Source organism: Marinobacter sp. ATCH36 (genome assembly GCF_023555055.1).
Classification (GTDB): Bacteria; Pseudomonadota; Gammaproteobacteria; order Pseudomonadales; family Oleiphilaceae; genus Marinobacter.
The window spans coordinates 105,740-122,056 of record NZ_JAMJPL010000008.1 but is presented as its reverse complement, the minus strand read 5'-3'; the positions used below and the strand labels follow the sequence as shown (position 1 = coordinate 122,056).

Here is a 16,317-nt window from a genome sequence, read left to right as displayed (position 1 = left end):
CGTGTTGATTGCATTTCGGGCGGATGCATCGTTTGAGATTGGTTCAGGGCATCTGATGCGCTGCCTGACCCTTGCTGACGAGCTTGCGAGGCGAGGCAATCAGTGTTTATTCATTGTTCGCTGTCAGCCGGGAGACCATTCACAGGTTGTGTTGGAGCGCGGGCATGAGTTGTTGCTGATGCCACGGCTCACCAACGATGGTGCGGGCCACATGGATTCAGGGCTTGATCACGCTCACTGGTTAGTGGGCGGTCAGGATCGTGACGCGGATGACTTTGTCGAGGCGCTGCAAGGTCGTAATCCTGACTGGATCATTGTTGATCATTACGGGATTGACCGGCATTGGGAAGACCGGGCCCGAAATTGCTGTTTAAGGGTCATGGCCATTGACGATCTTGCGGACAGGGAGCATCACTGTGAGCTTCTGTTGGATCAGAATTTTGGCAGAAATTGTGATGCTTACTCAAGGCTGGTTCCAGCGAGTGTGACGGTATTGTGCGGACCCCGATTTGCGCTGCTGAGGCGAGAGTTCAGTGAGTGGCGCAATTACAGTATCCAACGAAGGCTGAAGGCGAACGGTCATCGCCTGCTGATTAACCTTGGCGGTGTCGATCAGAATAACGTGACTGGCCAGGTTCTCGAAGCCCTATCGCGCTGCCCTGGCGCTGAAGTTTTCGATATCAGTGTCGTTATGGGTGCAAATTCTCCATGTCTGGAATCCGTCGAAGTTCAAGTCAGGCAGTTGGACCTGAAGGCGGAACTTCTGACGGGCATATCCAATATGGCAGAAGTGATGGCAAGCTCAGACCTGGCGATAGGCGCGGCGGGCGCAACATCCTGGGAGCGCTGCTGTCTTGGATTGCCGACCTTGTTGCTGGTGATCGCCGAAAACCAGAAGCCGGTTGCGACAGCACTTGCGGAGCATGGCGCGGCCCTTTGCATTTTTAACCCTGACTGTATCTCCGCACAACTTTGCGAGAGCCTTTTCATGCTCTCGGATCAACGTGCCGCCTTTACAGAATCGTCAATGGCCTTGTGTGATGGGGACGGGGCCGCCAGAGTAGCAGACCATCTGCAGGAGGCGAGCGGTGGTTGAGTCATATCTTCGTAATATGCAAGCGTCGGATTTGGAGCGTGTGTGGCAATGGCGCAACCATCCCGAGGTCAGGCGATTCATGTTTACGACTCACGAAATTCTTTGGGATGAGCACCTGTCATGGTTTAGGCAGGCTCAGGCGAGCAGTTCGGTTAAGCTGCTTATTTATGAAATCGAAAATGTGGCGGTCGGCTTTGCTAGCTTAAAGATGGTTCACAGTGAGGGCGTTGCTGACTGGGGCTTTTACCTTGACCCGAACGCACCGCGTGGCTCCGGTCGAGGTCTGGGTGAGTCCGTTATCCGGCACGGGTTCCAGGACCTTTCTTTGCACAAACTTTGTGGTCAGGCCCTGGCATTCAACGAGCGTTCTATTGCGTTCCATCGCTCTCTGGGCTTCCGGGAGGAAGGGCGTCTGCGTGAGCAGCATTTCGACGGACAGCGCTATCACGATGTACTATGCTTCGGACTGTTAAAAGCTGACTGGCTACCTAACGAAACTGTTAAAAACCATGAAAATACCTGAAATTACGATTGCCGGCAGGCGAATCGCCCGCGATGAGCCTCCCTATATTATTGCTGAACTTTCGGCGAACCATAACGGCAAACTTGAGACGGCGCTGAAGATTCTGGAAGAGGCGAAAAAAGCGGGTGCGGATGCTGTAAAGCTTCAGACATACCGGCCGGACACCATCACACTTGATTCTGATGGCAAAGACTTTCAGATTAAGGGCGGTCTTTGGGATGGGCGGACCCTGTTTGAGTTATATCAGGAGGCTCATATGCCCTGGGAGTGGCATGGGCCGCTATTTGAACGGGCACGTGAACTTGATATTACGATTTTCAGCTCACCTTTTGATGCCACGGCTGTCGACCTTCTGGAAAACCTGGGCGCGCCTGCATACAAGATAGCGTCGTTCGAAGCCGTTGATCTGCCTTTGATAGACTATGTGGCCCGGACTGGAAAGCCCATGATTATTTCTACCGGAATGGCCAATGCTGAAGAAATTGAGGAGGCTGTGGCGACCGCGAAGGCCGCCGGATGTCAGAGCGTTGCCATACTGCATTGTGTGAGCGGATATCCGGCACCTGCTGAGGATTACAACCTGCTGACAATTCCTGACATGATTAACCGGTTCGGGCTGGTGACAGGGCTTTCGGATCACACGGTTGACAACACAACAGCTATTGCCAGTGTCGCCCTCGGCGCGTCCCTGATCGAAAAACATTTTACACTCGATCGTGAAGGTGGCGGGCCGGATGATAGCTTTTCATTGGAGCCCCAGGAACTCGCAAACTTATGCAGAGATGCACGCGCCGTTTGGTCCTGCCTGGGTAGCGTCGATTACGGAAGAAAGTCCAGCGAGCAGGGGAATGCCCAGTTCAGGCGGTCCTTGTATTTTGTAAAAGATATCCCCGCGGGTACAGTTATCAACTCAGATGCTGTTCGCAGCGTTCGGCCGGGGTACGGAGTGTCGCCGAAATTTCTGAAACAGGTTATTGGACGAAAAGCCGCTGTGGATATAGAGAAAAATTCGCCAGTTGCGTTCGAAAAGCTCACTGACTGAATCGGCGTCTCACCGGTGATTTTCAACTCGCCTTCCTGTGCTCCCCAGTTCGAAAGTTAGGAACCATTATGTCGAACCGAGGCTTATTCTTCGTAACGAATCATGAAAATGCGCCGCTGATCTCCAAGAGATTTGTTGAGAGCTATCCCGTAATTGTCTCCCGGGAGGAGTCTGATCTCAATTTTTCAGTGGGTGTTGCCTGCGAGTTTTATTCGACGGAGTACATCAAGTCCCCTTTTGCTGAGCGAGTTGGGGGTTCCGACTACAAAGACATCGAGGCCTCCCTCGATCTGGCCCTTGGCAATGCTCACACGTTTTTTATTCTGGAACGACTGCGCTATTTCAATGGCACTGCAAAAATCGACCCCTTTCGCAGTTGCTTTAACTATTTGCCTTATTTGCAGGAAAGTTTGTTGCGCACGGCTGATGTGCTGCATGCTGCGAATCCGGACTATATAGTCTTTAGCTCTACCCCACACGATCTGGAGGCGTGGCTGACGTTTCTACACGCAAGTTCACTGGGAGTGCCTGTTTATGTGGTCTGTCAGACTGAACTGCCGTGGCGCGTGTTCCTGAAAAAAATTCGTCCTGAGCCAAGTCTTGGCTACCGCATACTGAGTTACTATCCCGACCGCAATCTCCCTCACCAGAAACAGGTGGTGATTCAGGGGAGGAATCTGTCATCGGCTGGCCACGACTACATCTTGGCCAAGCGAAACAACTATTCGTTGGCCGAGCCTCAGTATATGAAGCAGCAGAAGAGCGGAGGGGGGAAAAGTCTGGCTTTGCGTGCGCAGAAGTTGAAAGCCCGGCTGGTGCCTCGGGGCACACCCAAAAACCGAACGTCCGCCTCAAATTTTGATCGCGAACTGAGCAAGATGTTGGACCGCTATCGAGCCTCGAAACTACGACGCGCGCTCAAAAAATACGCCATCGCCGCCATACCGGATGGCAAATTCGTCTGCCTGTTCCTTCATTTCCAGCCAGAGCGAACGTCCATTCCTGAGGGCGGCCGGTATGCATCGCAAATCAATGCGATATCCGCGCTCAGGAGCCAGCTACCGGATGACTGCGCACTTTTGGTCAAAGAACATCCATCGATGTTTTTGCTCAAAAGTAAACGTCCTTTTCGCCACCCGGATTTTTATACCTTGGTGGCGAGCATGCCGAAGACCTACATGCTGGATGAGTCGCACTCGTCTTTTGATCTGATCGACCAAGCGCAAGCGGTGGCTACACTTACAGGTACGGTTGGGTTCGAGGCGCTGTGCCGGGGATGTGTCGCGATTGTTCTGGGAGATGCGGCCTACCGGGGTTATCCGGGAGTTGTTGATCTCTACGATAGTCAATCAAGGGATATCACGCTGGAAAAAAAGATTGCTTTAGCCTCCGCCGAGCTGAAAGACTCATCTGTGATCGAGGCTTGTGCGGTCATAACCGAGCAGGCATCGCATTCCGATGGGATCAGATCTGAGTTGGTGACTCCTGACACGATGAACATTGCGTTGATGGCGCTGGCAGATGAGATGGACCTCTAAAATTATCTGTGCCGAAGCCTGCGCTCAAAGTTTTATGGGCAGTAAATACGTTCTTCGCAGTCGCATCAGGAACCAAGGCTTTTACCGACCCTGAAGAAGGCCAATAAGTGCCATCCTATCTGGCGCTTTCTGGCCCGAAGCGAGAAGGGAGCAATGTGGCACTGAAGGTTAGTAACAGCTATAGCCTCTTTGTAAAATCTGTTTTCCCACAGGCGCTTCGCGACACGCCCCATAAATCTGTCTGCCAGTATGGGGTGGCCGCCCAAAAACTGTTTGTGTCTGGAAAGGACTGTCAGATCCGCTTCTGCCTGGCTCTCTCTCTTTTCATCCTGGCTGAGTCTCGGCCCTCCGTGGATCCGAAAAAACAGCACGGCAGCCTCCTCTGGTCTGGCGCAGTAGTCCATTGCCAGCAGTTTGAAGATCAGATCCCTGTCCTCTGACACGGTAAGGCCTTCATCGAATCCTCCCACTTGGAGAAGACATGAGCGCTTGAAGGCCATGCCGGAGGACGTTGCGTCAAAAAGTCCGGCTAGAACCTCATCGGGACTTTTCGTTGTCGGGACGAAGGGAACGGATGCGCGCTTGCGTACTCGCACCCCCTGGTCTTCATAAACCATTGTTCTGGAGGGCCAAATAAAATCAGGTGGTGGAATGGCTTCTGTTGTTTCGGCCATTTTTACGAGAAAGTCTTCAGCCAACCAGTCATCATCATCGAGAAAGATAAGCCAATCTGTATCTGTCGCCTGGATACCTTGGTTACGAGCTGCTGACACCCCAACACTTTCGTCATTCCGCAAAATCTTACAGCGATCTTGATAGCAGTCTTCAACCTGCTGGAAAACTGGTACGTCACTACCATCATCAACAATGACTATTTTTCCCTGGTGAGAGCTCTTTTGTTGGAGGACCGAATCTATAGCTTCTCTTAAATACCCTGGTCGGTTCTTGGTGGTGATTATGACGGTGAATTGGGTTGGCATAGGGATTGCGCTCAATCCTTTGATGATAGATTCAAACCTGCGGCGGATAGAGTCTACCATTTATTCGGCGAGCCAGCAGTCGTGAGAAGGCTGCGAACATTTTAATGTTGATAGACTCAGGTGATCTTCATTGCGTTACGCTTTAGATGGTCGACCTGAGAAGCAATTTGCTGCAAAATTGCGATCTAGCTGATCCTCGCTGAGGCAAATAATTAAACTGGAAAGGGTCTACGGTTTGGACGTAGTGGTAAATGCATGAGTGGAAATAGCAATTCGTTTTTTGCGGCCTGGGTTTCCGTCAGCCTTATACTCATGTTCACAGTGTTGCTGTGGCAGCCTTCAACCGGAAGCGGCTTGAATCTTTTTGACGCACTCCTTAGTTTGCCGACGTTGTTGATCCTTGTTCCCCTGTTTCTGAGAAAGGGGCTGGCTAACCGTGAATTTCTGTGTTCAATGGCGCTCTTGCTGCTTTACATCCTGTTTAGCCTGTCTTCGCTACTGTGGGCCGATAATCCAGACAGCTCCAAGGCTTTCAGGGGGGCATTGCAAGTATTTTCGTTGTTTATGTTTTTCAGCTACTTGTACCTTTCCAATGACGAATCCTTACTGCGCCGTGGGTTGTTTCTCGCGTGCTGTTTTACCGCCATTATAAGCCTTTGGCATCTGTTCATTTTCTATGGGGTCTTCGGGAAGCCATTTTCAACGGTTCTTTATCAGGGCATTGCAGAATCTCGCTTAAATGAACTCGGCGTGGATCCCCTCAATGCGATGCTCGCGACGCTCATAATTGTCCCTCAGACTGCTATGTTGGTGGGCCTCCTAATTGTCGAGAAAAAGCTGCTAAATCGCTATTTGGGGCTTGCAGCATTGCTGGTTTTAGTTGTCTATCTGGTTGCATTGGAAAGACGTACTGCCCAAGTCGCCCTCTTTGCCACTGTGCTAACTTGCCTGCTGCTGTATCGTAACCGTTTCTGGTTGTCAGTGGTTGGCGGGCTTGTGTTAGTTGGGGGGGCAGTCTTCGCATTATTTCCTGAGATGATAACGAGTCGTGGCTTTTCCTGGAGGCCAGAAATATGGATGTCGACGTTGGACAGAATTTTGGATGCACCGATTATTGGTCACGGCATAACCAACACGGTTGTTCCCGTAGTGGTTTTTGATGGCACCGGCAACGTTTTGGGCGAGTTTCGCCATCCCCATAATATGGCACTGTCTGTAACCTACAATCTCGGCTTGGTGGGGCTGGCTCTTTGGGCTCTACTCTGGCTACCTGGTTTGTTGATGAAGATGTTCAGGAGCGACGAGAAGAGCAATGATGCGTATATCATCCTGCCAATGGTTGCTGGTAGTTTTGCCCTCATGTTTGATGGTGGCGTAGCCCTGTCACCCTTGCATCACTATTGGTTTTGTTTCTGGGTACCTGCTCTTCTTATTTTGGCTCATCCTGGAACAGGTCAATACTTTTCAACAGTATTCAGGAATGGCTCCAGAAAGCTGAGCATCTCTCTCTCTGTCTACCGGTAAGTGAGTTGGACTGTTATGAGCCGAATCCCCAAGAAACTACATTTTATTTGGGTTGGTGATGAATCCCTGCGCCCCGATGCTTATATTGAAACTTGGAGGCAGCAGCATCCCGATTTCGAAATAATGGTGTGGGGCAACAAAGAGTGGAAAGATGGCCAATGGCTTAACCGTCGGCAAATGGACCTTGTGTGCCACCAAAAAAGGGGTTTTGCAGGTGTGGCAGACCTTATGCGCTGGGAAATACTTTTAAACGAAGGTGGGTTTGCGCTTGATGCGGACTCGGTTTGCCTGCAAAGGCTTCCTGACTGGTTGTTTGAATGCGATTTATTTGCGGTCTGGGAAAACGAGCATGTTCGTCCAGGCTTAGTTGCAAACGGCTATGTGGGGTCGGTCCCAGGGCATGACGTGATCAGATCTGTTATTACAGCCCTGCATGACATTGGTGACATTACAAAACATTTTGTTTGGAAAAAACTCAGATTTAAAAAGAGAAAAGTCTGGCAGACCACCGGGCCAGTTCCCTTTACAAGAGCCGTTTTCGAGGCCACACAAAGGAACATGACAATACTGCCGAGTCATTTCTTTCTGCCGATCCATCATTCAGGAAGTGTATACACTGGTGGAGGCCCTATCTATTCTTGCGAACTTTTTGCGGGAACAAAGTCGACTTATAACGAAATGACAGAAATGGATCCAACGAGACTCATTGCCGACACAACAAAAAGGCTTGAGCAGTTGGTTCGATCTGCGAAGGAAGGCGTTTAAGGCTTTTTTGAGAGGCTAGCTGTGCCCCGCTAAGCCAACACTACTCTCAAGCGCTGAGGCCGGTGATCGCCGCATGGCGCATCAAGTCGTGGTCGTAGCAGTGTCGGATGATGGCCATGAATTCCGGCCACCGATTGCAAAAACGATTAAGCACCGACAAAGAATGAGTTTGAGCGTAACCACCTGACGGTTGTGACAGCATTTTTCAGGATGCTATTTCTCTCCACGGAAAACCCCAAGGTGATCAATAGCGGAAGCATGAACCACCCCTAGCTGCGCAGGTATGTATTCAAGCTCTAGCGCCAGTGCAATTGCCAGGCGGTGGTGCCCTTTTTTTCCAAAGAATGGAGTGCCACCTGGGCCGATGTGTATGAGGATCCCGCCTTCCTCTCTGAAGTTGCCAGGGATGAGTTCGGATCGCGCGCGAAGTCTTCCGGTGGATGCGACTTGATCGTAAAGTCTGTCAACGCTCTTGTAACGCTCCTTGATATCATCGAGATTTTTCAGGCGATCCACTTTGCCTTTCTCCTCAATTGTATCGAGCATTTGCTTATAAATCCCGGTTTCCTCCCATGACAACCCGCCTTGCCAATGAGCGAGGCAGGCCTTGATCGACGGTAATTTTCTCACAGGGACGACTTGCTGGTCTGGCCAGTCCTGAACGATCCGGGCGCTGTCCTTAGAGCTTCCGGCTTTCACGCTGTAGTTTATAAAAGAGGTTGGGACCCATAGCAGTTCAGCAAATTTCGGCGCAGTCTCACCGTATTGTTTTCGATTTTTCCCATCGATTCGCAGTGCTCTGAGCCTGCTGTTCCAGTTACGACGAATCTGCTGAAATCGCTTTTTTTCGGTGATGCTCATTGCCATTCCCCCCCCCATTGGTCTTAAATCCAGACGCGCTCAAGCTGAATAAGGGGGATCCGCCAGAAACGCATCTACTACTGTTCCGGACCTGAACGCCGCAAGCCACTCCGGTTTAACGGCGACCGGCAGTCGGGCGACAACTGACGAGAGGCCTTCGGCCAGGCCATCCACCGTGCGTGGCGCCAGGAACGCTTCGAGCTCGCCTCTGAACACGTCTTTTACACCGCCGCGGCTTTCTACCGCCATGATCGGTGTGCCGCAGGCCAGGGCTTCGGTCAGCACAATGCCAAGGCCTTCGTATTCCGAAGCCAGCACAAACAGATCGGCGTGTTTCATCCAGGGGTAAGGGTTCTTGCGCTTGCCGGCAAAATACACGCGGTCGGCGATGCCCAGGGATCTGGCTTTCTCTTCAAGCTTATCTTTAAGCGGGCCCTCGCCAACGATCACGAGTTTATGGCGAAGTCCGGATTTTGCGTAAGCTTCCAGAAGCAGTTCGTGACCTTTCTGAGGCACCAGGCGGGCAACGTTCAGAATGTAGGGTTCGGCAGGGATGTCGGGGTCTGCCTCTTGCGCCAGTGCGTCAATCTGCTCCACCGGGCAGGGGTTGGTGATAACCCGCAAGCTTTTGGGCTGAATGTCGCCTTTGGCAAAGGCCTCTTCCGCAGACTCGAGAACGCCGGAGGATACGCAGGCCAGGTTCCGGTTATCAAACACCAGTTTCCATTCCAGTTTTTTCTGCCACATGGGTCGGTCGTAGTGGATAACGTTTTCAAGAACGTAGATGTTGCGGTCGTCCCGGAATGACCAGAAATACTTGTAGGTTCCGAGCCCCCGAAAAATAATGCGGTCGAAACGCCCGAAGCGGTTTTCGATCGAGCGGATGTGCCGCTTCAGCAACCAGCCGCTGAGCCATCCTACCCACATGAAGTGGGATCTGGGCAGTAACACACCCAGCAACAGCCGAGATAACAGGAACACGGGAATACCGATGACGGATTTCATCAGTGCCTGGAACTGGTCAAAATGATGCAACTGCACCGCTTGGTTGGCAGGGCTGAGATCATTGGGGCGGCTGCGACAGGACAGCAGGTGGCTCTCGTGGCCTTCATCGGCAAAGGCGTCTGCCAGGTTAACGGCAACCCGCTCCATGCCGCCCATCTTGAGGCTGTGGATGACGACCAGTGTTCTCATTGAGCTGGGCTCTTGTCGATTCCGTTTTCTGCCCAGAAGGTCCGGTTGTCCTTCACGGCCTTGCGGATCGCCTTGTTCTTCGCCCAGATTTCCGGTTTGGAATAGCCGCGGGCATGATCCAGGTGCAGGCACACAGTGCTGTAGCGGATCTGCTTTGATTTATGGCCGTAGTTCCAAAGGCGCTCGCCCAGTTCCCTGTCCAGGCCGCCGTATTGCATGTCTTCGTTGAAGCCGTTCACGGCGATCAGGTCCTTGGTCCAGGTGGAGCTGTTCATGCCGTTCCAGCTTGCCGCGGCGGGCGTGATGGCATTGAGCAGTTTCTTTTTCAGTGAGGAACGGGACAGCTTCCAGAGCTTGTGATTGTTCGGTTGACCCTTGCTGACGAGCCATTGCGGATCAAAAATGACGCCGCTGCCGATATCGTCGTCGGAGATGGCTTCGGAGACCGGCATGGTGAGTTTGATGTAACCGCCCGACAGGAAGTGCCCGGGCTCTGCCAGCCTGCGATGGGTGGCGATGAAGTCCGGCTCGGGGATGCAGTCGCCGTCTGTGAAGATCAGGTAGTCGCAGTCGGTCTCGCCAATGGCCTTGTTGAGAATCTGGCATTTACGGAAACCGTCATCTTCATGCCAAACGTGGTCAATATTCAGGATGCCACGGTCACGGAACTGATCGATCAGCGCGCGGGTTTCCCCGGTGGAGCCGTCATCGGCGATGATCGTCCGGAAATTCTTGTCGGTCTGGTTTTCATAGCCCGTTAGCACCTTGCTCAGCCATAACGGGGAATTGTAGGTGGTGATCACAACACCAATGCGCTTTGGGGACATGAATCCGGCCCGGTCTTTTTCAGGGAAAACAGACAGTCGTCAAGACTGATTCGGTACGCGGATTATACAGTTTTAGGCCACGGCGGGCACCGGCTGTCACCGCGGGATTTACTTACACACCCGCCCCGGTCTGTATGGGTGGGGCAGGCCGGTCGGGCGATGGCGGAAGCGCTTGTACTCCCACTGGTACTGCTCCGGCACTTCGCGCACCAGATCTTCGATGGATTTGTTCAGTGCTGTAGTGGCGATCACCGGGTCAGGGTTAGCAATGCCCGGCTCGCACTCGCGGATGACCAACCGAAAGCCCTGGCCATCTTTAAGCCGTTCGGAGTAGGTCATCAGGGGCTTTGCGCCGGACTTTTGCAGCAGCTTCGACACCAGCGTCATGGTACGTACTTCCATGCCAAAAAACGGAGCGTAGGCGTTACCTTTTCCGCGTGGGCTCTGGTCGGGGAGGATGCCGGCGACTTCGCCTTCTCTCAGCAGGGTAATAAGCCTTGCCAATCCGCGACGGTCGCCACGAACCAGTTCCGAGCCTATTCGGCCGCGAACCCGTATCATGTAGTCTTCAAATTCCACTATCTGGGGTGGGCTATAGAGCGCTGCCATGCGGTAACGGGAGGAAAAATACAGCCCTGTGAGCTCCCAGTTGCCCAGGTGAGGTGCGAGCAGTAACAGGCCCCTGCCATCTTTTTTAGCCTCGTCCAGAAGCTCCTCGCCCTCAATTTCACGAATCAGTCCCAGGCACTTTTCCACTGGCCATTCCCACATCAGCGGAATTTCCATCATGGTCTGGCCAGTATGCCTGAGGCTGGAGCGGACCATGCGTTGATGCTGTTCGTCGTTTAGTTCGGGAAAGCAGATCTTGAGGTTAATGTCGGTGACCGTGCGAGACTGTGTTTTGAAGACCCAACTGATCATGCCAAGGAAACGGCCAATTAGCTGCGCACCACGCAGGGGCAGCTTGCCGGCAAGCCGGAGGGTGGTGATCAGAAATGTTGCTTTGGAAAGGGCCATAATCCGGGGGACAATCAACAGCAAACAGGAATTGCGGAAGCTACCACCATCCGGCCTGTGCGGCAAGGTTGGTAACCGACAGTCGGTTGGTTCATAGCTTCTGAGACGTTTCCCAGCTTTCGTTGCGATTACCGGTTTCCCAGTCAATCCGCAGGTAGAAACGTTTTATCCGACGGCTGATGTAACGCCGTCGCCACGCCAGTATGGCGGCCAGTTTGTCCGGTATGGCGGGGGCACCAAGCCCGTCCACCAGGAACAACTCTGGTTGCCCGTTGCGCTCTGCAATGACCAGGTTGTGGGGTAGAAGGTTCCGGGTCAGTATGCCGGTTTGACGGAGCCAGTCGCAGAATCGCTCCACGGCGTTCTGAGCCGGAAGATCGAACCCCTGTCGCTGCAAATAGTGTTCGAGTGTTTCGGCTGGGGAGCCATTGCTGCCAGTGATCAATTCGCTCACGTTTGCCGCACCGAGGGAGGTTTGAACGGCGCCATGAAAACGGGGCAGGTGAGCCCAGACCAGTGAACCCCGGTCTTCTGTGAGCAGTTTGCTGATGGCATGCTGCCGGTAAGCTCTGAGCTCCTGACGATTGTCGTCGATTCTGGCCTTGCCCAACGCCTTTTTGGGCCAGGCCTGGCGCTGATAACGGGCTTCGATGTTCTCAGGGCGCAGGACTTTGAGACACAATGCAGGATCGTCCGGGTGTTGGTAACAGTGTCGATTCGAGCCGGAGGCGAAAGGCTTGAGTTCTGACAGATCAATCATTGAGCATGTCCCGATACAGAGTCACAGTCTTTGCCACCATTGCCTCCAGACTGAGTTGCTGCCTGGCCTGCCGGAAGCTTTCACTCTGGCTGGTGGCCAGCGAGTCTGGCTCGGCCAGATTGCTATCGATCAGTGTGGCGATGTCTTCAACGCTGTCAGACCCGGCTATACAAGCCTTTGGCAGGAAGTCCCCAACCCCGCTGACCGGTGTTGACAGTACCGGGCAGCCCGCCATCAGCGCTTCCACCATGATGTAAGGAAAGCCTTCCCGGCTGGAGCTGATAATGCAGGCCGTGGCGGCCTGAAGCCAGGGCAGGATGTGGGGTTCATGGCCGGGTAGCAGAACCCGTTCGGCCGCATCCAGTTCCCCAATCAGCGCCATCAGCTGTGACCGCTGGCTGCCATTCCCCAGAATCACCAGCTTGCCGTCACAGTCCGCCTGAACCCAGGCCCGGATCAGCCGGTCGAACTGTTTGACCGGTTCCAGTCGGCCTGCGGCTATCAGCAGTGGGCGCTCATCGGGAATGGAGAATTCCGGGGCGAGCTGGTTTGGACCGTGGGCGCTCTCCGGAGGCCGGACACCGTTATAGATCAACCGGGTATTGACGTGTGTGATGGAGTTGGTGATCTCACGGCTGACACTGATGACACCATCCAGCTTATCGTAACCCCGATGGGAAGACTTGGTGCCGTGAATCGTGCCGACGGTCGCCCGTGCACCATGACGAATGGCGCTGATGAGGCTGGCGGCTTTGTTGCCCTGGGCGTGGAGAATATCCGGATGGAAAGCGCGTAGTGTTTGTCGCAGACGGTACCGCAGCCACAGGTTGCGCCGGCCTAACTGGAAAGGCAGCGGATGGAAATATACAGGTTTGCCAAAGCGCTCGCTGTAAGTGGGATGGGCCAGCGCGTGAACCGAATGGCCCTGATCCGCGAGCGCCTTTGCCAGTTCCGCCGTGTGCTTTTCCATGCCACCCCAGCCGGTGCCCGGGGTGGCAAGGACCAGGGCAATCGTTAGTCGGTTCCGGGTATCCATTAGACGGCCTGTCTCTGTGCCAACAGGGTTTCGTATACCTGAAGCGTGGTTTCTGTCTGGGCCTGAAGCCGGAACCGCCAGGGAATCTCAATCTCTGGTGTGGGTTTGTCGATCAGGGACAGTGCGGTTTGCGTAAACGCCTCTATGTCATCGGGCTTGACCAGGCCCTCGGGGAAACAGGCCCGCAGCGTTTCAGCGGCACCGCCACGGTCGAAGGCTGCCACCGGTGTGCCCGAGGCCAGCGCCTCGGTTACCGTGCGCCCGAAGGGCTCCGGTTTGGTGGACATGTGGCATACCACATCGGCCAGAAGGTACAGGGTGGTCATGTCATTGCGCTGGCCGAGAAAGCTCACCTTGTCTGTCAGGTTCAGACGGGCACGTTCCTTTTCCAGTTCTTCCAGGAATTGTTCTTTGCCGGGTTCGGCGCCGCCGACGATGATGCCGTGACAATCCGGCCGTTTCTGCACCAGCTGCGCCATCATGGCCAGGAAATCCAGTTGGCCTTTCCAGCGTGAAATGCGCCCGGGCATCATGATGATTTTCTGACGGGCCAGTTGTGGATACTGCCGAAGCCAGCGCTCCAGCCATTGTGAACTGAGCTCCCGCTGGCGGAAGGCGTCCACATCCACACCACGCTGGATAACAGTGAGCTTGTCTTCCGGCACCGGATAGTTGTTCAGAACATAATCCCTCACACACCCGGACACAGCGATGATGTGGTCGGCCCGAGTCATGATGGCGCTGTATGGCGTGACGGAATACATGCCATGAAAAGTGGACACAATCGCCGGCCGCTGATATTCCGGAATGGTTTTCAGGGCCAGGAAGATAATCCAGGCCGGCATGCGGGAACGGACATGGACGATATCCGGCTTTAACTCCAACAGCAGTTTCCTCATCGGCAGGATTTGCCCGAAAGAGGCCGGATTCTTCCGGTGAATCGGCATGAAAATGTGCTTCGAACCCTGCCCGCGAAGCTGTTCGGCCATGGGGCCGCCTTTTGATACCACAAAGGATTCGTGCCCGCGTTTGACCAGGTCAGCGGCGAATTCCACGGTGCCCCGTTCCACGCCACCGCTGTAGAGCGCCGGTAAAGCCTGCAGAATCCTCAACGCTTGCCTCCCTTCAGAAAGTGTTGGATCAGCCATCGCGCGGCCCGGTCAGCTTCCCAGAGCTGATGGGTTTCCGACAGTTTGCCAGCCATCACTGTGGCATGGTCACTCCAGCGGGCAACGTACCCATTTCCCACCAGGCTGGCCATGCCGCGGGCGACCCGGCTGTTTTGTTTGGGAGCGAGTTCAAACAGGCCAGTCGGAACACCGGAAGTGGCGGCTTCGCAGACCATGGAGGTGCTGTCCGGCGTTACCCAGGCGGCGCGGGATGCGGCAAGTTGGTGGGGCAGCCAGCTATCGTGCGTCCGGCACGGGTCCACAACCGTGACTTTGGGACCAGCCAGTTCCTGCAGTTTTACCAGCAGGGGTTCCGGCGTGCGGCGGGAGCCACTGATGGTCCAGCGCCAGTTGGGGTAGCTCCCCATCAGTTGTGATACTTGCCCCACTACCACATCGTCGTCCCAGTCGAAATGGGGCGATGGGCCGCCGATGAGGATCAGGCCTTCGGGCTTGTCGGTAATTCTCGCCAATGGCGTGACGGCATTGATCACGCCCTCGGTTGTCAGAATGTTTTTGCCGGGAGCAACGCCATCGTGCTCGGGAATGATGGCGGCATCCACCCACCCAATGGGAAATCCCGGTTTCATCAGCACCACGGTTCCGGTTTTCCGGCGGCGCCGCAGGGACAGCAGCATGCGGTGGGTGCCGCTACCGGCTGCGATAATCAGGTCCGGCTTGCGCAGGTTTTCATCCATGGTAGGAGCGATGCCCAGCAGAGCACGCCAAAGAGGAACCAGTATTGTCGTGGCGTCAATTTCGGCCGTACTGGCTCCGGCCAGCACCCTCAAACGGTTGCCGAGTCCTTTCAACTGGTTGCGATGGCCGGGTTTGTTATCCGTGAGCAGCCAAACGACCGGCGCTGATGATTCCATTCAGTTTACGTCCTTGTTGTAGAGGTCCGGATCATCCTTTGAAGGGCGTGTCTTGAAGCGCCGGTGCATCCAGAGATATTGGTCCGGATGTTTGCGGATCTCGTTTTCAATGGTTTGGTTCACCAGGGTTGCGTCCGCCATGTCGTCTCCGGAGGGGAAGTTTTCCAGCGGGGCATGGAAGTAGATGTCGTACCCGGGCTCGTGCTCCCGGCGGAAATGACTGAACGGTAACACGGCACAGCCGCTGCGCTCCGCAATGCGCGAGGTTGCGGTAATGGAACCTGCCGTGACACCAAAAAACGGTGCGAACACGATGCCCTTGCGGCCGTAATCCTGATCCGTGGCGTACCAGACAATGCGGTTGCTTTTCAGTTGCTTGAGCAGGCCTCGCAGGTTTCTGCTGTCCAGCACCCTGCCATAGCGGCGTTCCCTGGCGCGGGTCATCACCGCATTCATCAGCGGGTTGTTGTGATCACGTTGCATTACGTCCGCTTCAATGTATTCAGTTACCAGGCTGCCGCCGAGGTCCAGAGTGCTGTAGTGGCCACCCAGCAGCAGGATGCCGTTGCCTTTGGCCAATGCAGCATCGACGTGTTCGAGGCCATGCACTTTCGTGATCGGCACAAATGAGATGGGATTGCGAAACCACGCCAAGCCGATCTCCATCACGCCGATGCCATTGGCCTGGAACGATTTTTTCACCAGGATCTGTTGGTCCTGCTCAGGCATTTCAGGAAAACACAGTCGAAAGTTCACTTCGGTAATGTGGCGCCGGCGATGGGCAAAACGATAGGCCAGATCACCAATGCGCTGACCCAGCCACCACTGGATTTTCAGGGGAAGCCTTGCTGCCAGCCACATCAATGCAATACCCATCCAGGTGGGCCACCAGCGAGGGTGGAGGTAACTGGAGTACCGGGTGTCGCGGGTTTTCTCTTTGCTTTTCTTCACGTGTTTCAAAACCTGATGGTATTCCGATAACAGGAACCAGAGTTTAGCAGGAGGGCTTTCATACGCTAAAGCAGCAATCTCCGCAACTTGCGGAAAAGGATGAATTCTGTGCACGCAGACTCGGACATCGGCTTTATGTAGAATGTCGTCCGCATCGAC

At 54.4% G+C, this 16,317-nt stretch carries 16 protein-coding genes; 6 read left to right on the top strand and 10 right to left on the bottom strand.

From position 1 onward, the window contains the following. Position 1: 1 nt before the first annotated feature. The 4 genes from pseG (at position 2) to M8010_RS18485 (ending at position 4,199) form a co-directional block, all read left to right on the top strand. Positions 2-1,096 carry a UDP-2,4-diacetamido-2,4,6-trideoxy-beta-L-altropyranose hydrolase gene (gene pseG, locus M8010_RS18500; RefSeq protein ID WP_250094196.1) on the top strand — a complete coding sequence of 365 codons (1,095 nt, stop codon included), beginning with the start codon at positions 2-4 and terminating at the stop codon, positions 1,094-1,096. Further along, the gene (pseH, locus tag M8010_RS18495; protein ID WP_349666122.1) at positions 1,089-1,619 is read left to right on the top strand and encodes a UDP-4-amino-4,6-dideoxy-N-acetyl-beta-L-altrosamine N-acetyltransferase; all 531 of its coding nucleotides are present in this window, start codon (positions 1,089-1,091) and stop codon (positions 1,617-1,619) included. The genes pseG and pseH overlap by 8 nt, the downstream gene beginning before the upstream one ends. Continuing rightward, positions 1,606-2,661, top strand: coding sequence for a pseudaminic acid synthase (gene pseI, locus M8010_RS18490; RefSeq protein ID WP_250094195.1), 1,056 nt, complete (start codon positions 1,606-1,608; stop codon positions 2,659-2,661). Before pseH ends, pseI begins: the two co-directional genes overlap by 14 nt. A 68-nt stretch (positions 2,662-2,729) precedes the next feature. Further along, complete coding sequence (locus tag M8010_RS18485) at positions 2,730-4,199, top strand: capsular polysaccharide export protein, LipB/KpsS family (protein ID WP_250094194.1); 1,470 nt, start codon at positions 2,730-2,732, stop codon at positions 4,197-4,199. A 65-nt stretch (positions 4,200-4,264) separates the two neighbouring features. On the opposite strand, the gene M8010_RS18480 is transcribed toward M8010_RS18485, so the two are convergent. Further along, positions 4,265-5,239: a glycosyltransferase family 2 protein gene (locus M8010_RS18480; RefSeq protein WP_250094193.1), complete on the bottom strand. Its 975-nt coding sequence runs from the start codon at positions 5,237-5,239 to the stop codon at positions 4,265-4,267. A gap of 195 nt (positions 5,240-5,434) precedes the next feature. On the opposite strand from M8010_RS18480, the gene M8010_RS18475 reads away from it, so the two are divergent. Further along, positions 5,435-6,703: an O-antigen ligase family protein gene (locus M8010_RS18475; protein WP_250094192.1), complete on the top strand. Its 1,269-nt coding sequence runs from the start codon at positions 5,435-5,437 to the stop codon at positions 6,701-6,703. 15 nt (positions 6,704-6,718) lie between these two features. Beyond that, entirely contained in the window at positions 6,719-7,468 is a 750-nt protein-coding gene (locus tag M8010_RS18470; protein ID WP_250094191.1) for a glycosyltransferase family 32 protein, read from the top strand. Positions 7,469-7,681: 213 nt separating this feature from the next. Here M8010_RS18470 and M8010_RS18465 read toward each other — a convergent pair whose 3' ends face one another. The 9 genes from M8010_RS18465 to lpxL all read right to left on the bottom strand — a co-directional run bounded on the left by M8010_RS18465 (position 7,682) and on the right by lpxL (position 16,158). Then, positions 7,682-8,329 carry a hypothetical protein gene (locus M8010_RS18465; RefSeq protein ID WP_250094190.1) on the bottom strand — a complete coding sequence of 216 codons (648 nt, stop codon included), beginning with the start codon at positions 8,327-8,329 and terminating at the stop codon, positions 7,682-7,684. A gap of 39 nt (positions 8,330-8,368) precedes the next feature. Next, on the bottom strand, positions 8,369-9,523 hold the full coding sequence (locus M8010_RS18460; RefSeq protein ID WP_250094189.1) for a glycosyltransferase: 1,155 nt from the start codon (positions 9,521-9,523) through the stop codon (positions 8,369-8,371). Continuing rightward, the gene (locus M8010_RS18455; protein ID WP_250094188.1) at positions 9,520-10,350 is read right to left on the bottom strand and encodes a glycosyltransferase family 2 protein; all 831 of its coding nucleotides are present in this window, start codon (positions 10,348-10,350) and stop codon (positions 9,520-9,522) included. Before M8010_RS18455 ends, M8010_RS18460 begins: the two co-directional genes overlap by 4 nt. A gap of 108 nt (positions 10,351-10,458) precedes the next feature. After that, complete coding sequence (locus tag M8010_RS18450; protein WP_250094262.1) at positions 10,459-11,367, bottom strand: lysophospholipid acyltransferase family protein; 909 nt, start codon at positions 11,365-11,367, stop codon at positions 10,459-10,461. Positions 11,368-11,458: 91 nt separating this feature from the next. Continuing rightward, on the bottom strand, positions 11,459-12,127 hold the full coding sequence (locus M8010_RS18445; RefSeq protein ID WP_250094187.1) for a YrbL family protein: 669 nt from the start codon (positions 12,125-12,127) through the stop codon (positions 11,459-11,461). Further along, on the bottom strand, positions 12,120-13,163 hold the full coding sequence (locus M8010_RS18440) for a glycosyltransferase (protein WP_250094186.1): 1,044 nt from the start codon (positions 13,161-13,163) through the stop codon (positions 12,120-12,122). The genes M8010_RS18445 and M8010_RS18440 overlap by 8 nt, the downstream gene beginning before the upstream one ends. Beyond that, entirely contained in the window at positions 13,163-14,275 is a 1,113-nt protein-coding gene (locus M8010_RS18435; protein WP_250094185.1) for a glycosyltransferase family 4 protein, read from the bottom strand. The genes M8010_RS18440 and M8010_RS18435 overlap by 1 nt, the downstream gene beginning before the upstream one ends. Further along, positions 14,272-15,207, bottom strand: coding sequence for a mitochondrial fission ELM1 family protein (locus tag M8010_RS18430; RefSeq protein WP_250094184.1), 936 nt, complete (start codon positions 15,205-15,207; stop codon positions 14,272-14,274). Before M8010_RS18430 ends, M8010_RS18435 begins: the two co-directional genes overlap by 4 nt. Then, positions 15,208-16,158 (bottom strand): LpxL/LpxP family Kdo(2)-lipid IV(A) lauroyl/palmitoleoyl acyltransferase, encoded by a 951-nt coding sequence (gene lpxL / locus M8010_RS18425; protein WP_250094183.1) that lies wholly within the window; start codon positions 16,156-16,158, stop codon positions 15,208-15,210. It abuts the gene before it with no gap. Positions 16,159-16,317: the final 159 nt, after the last annotated feature.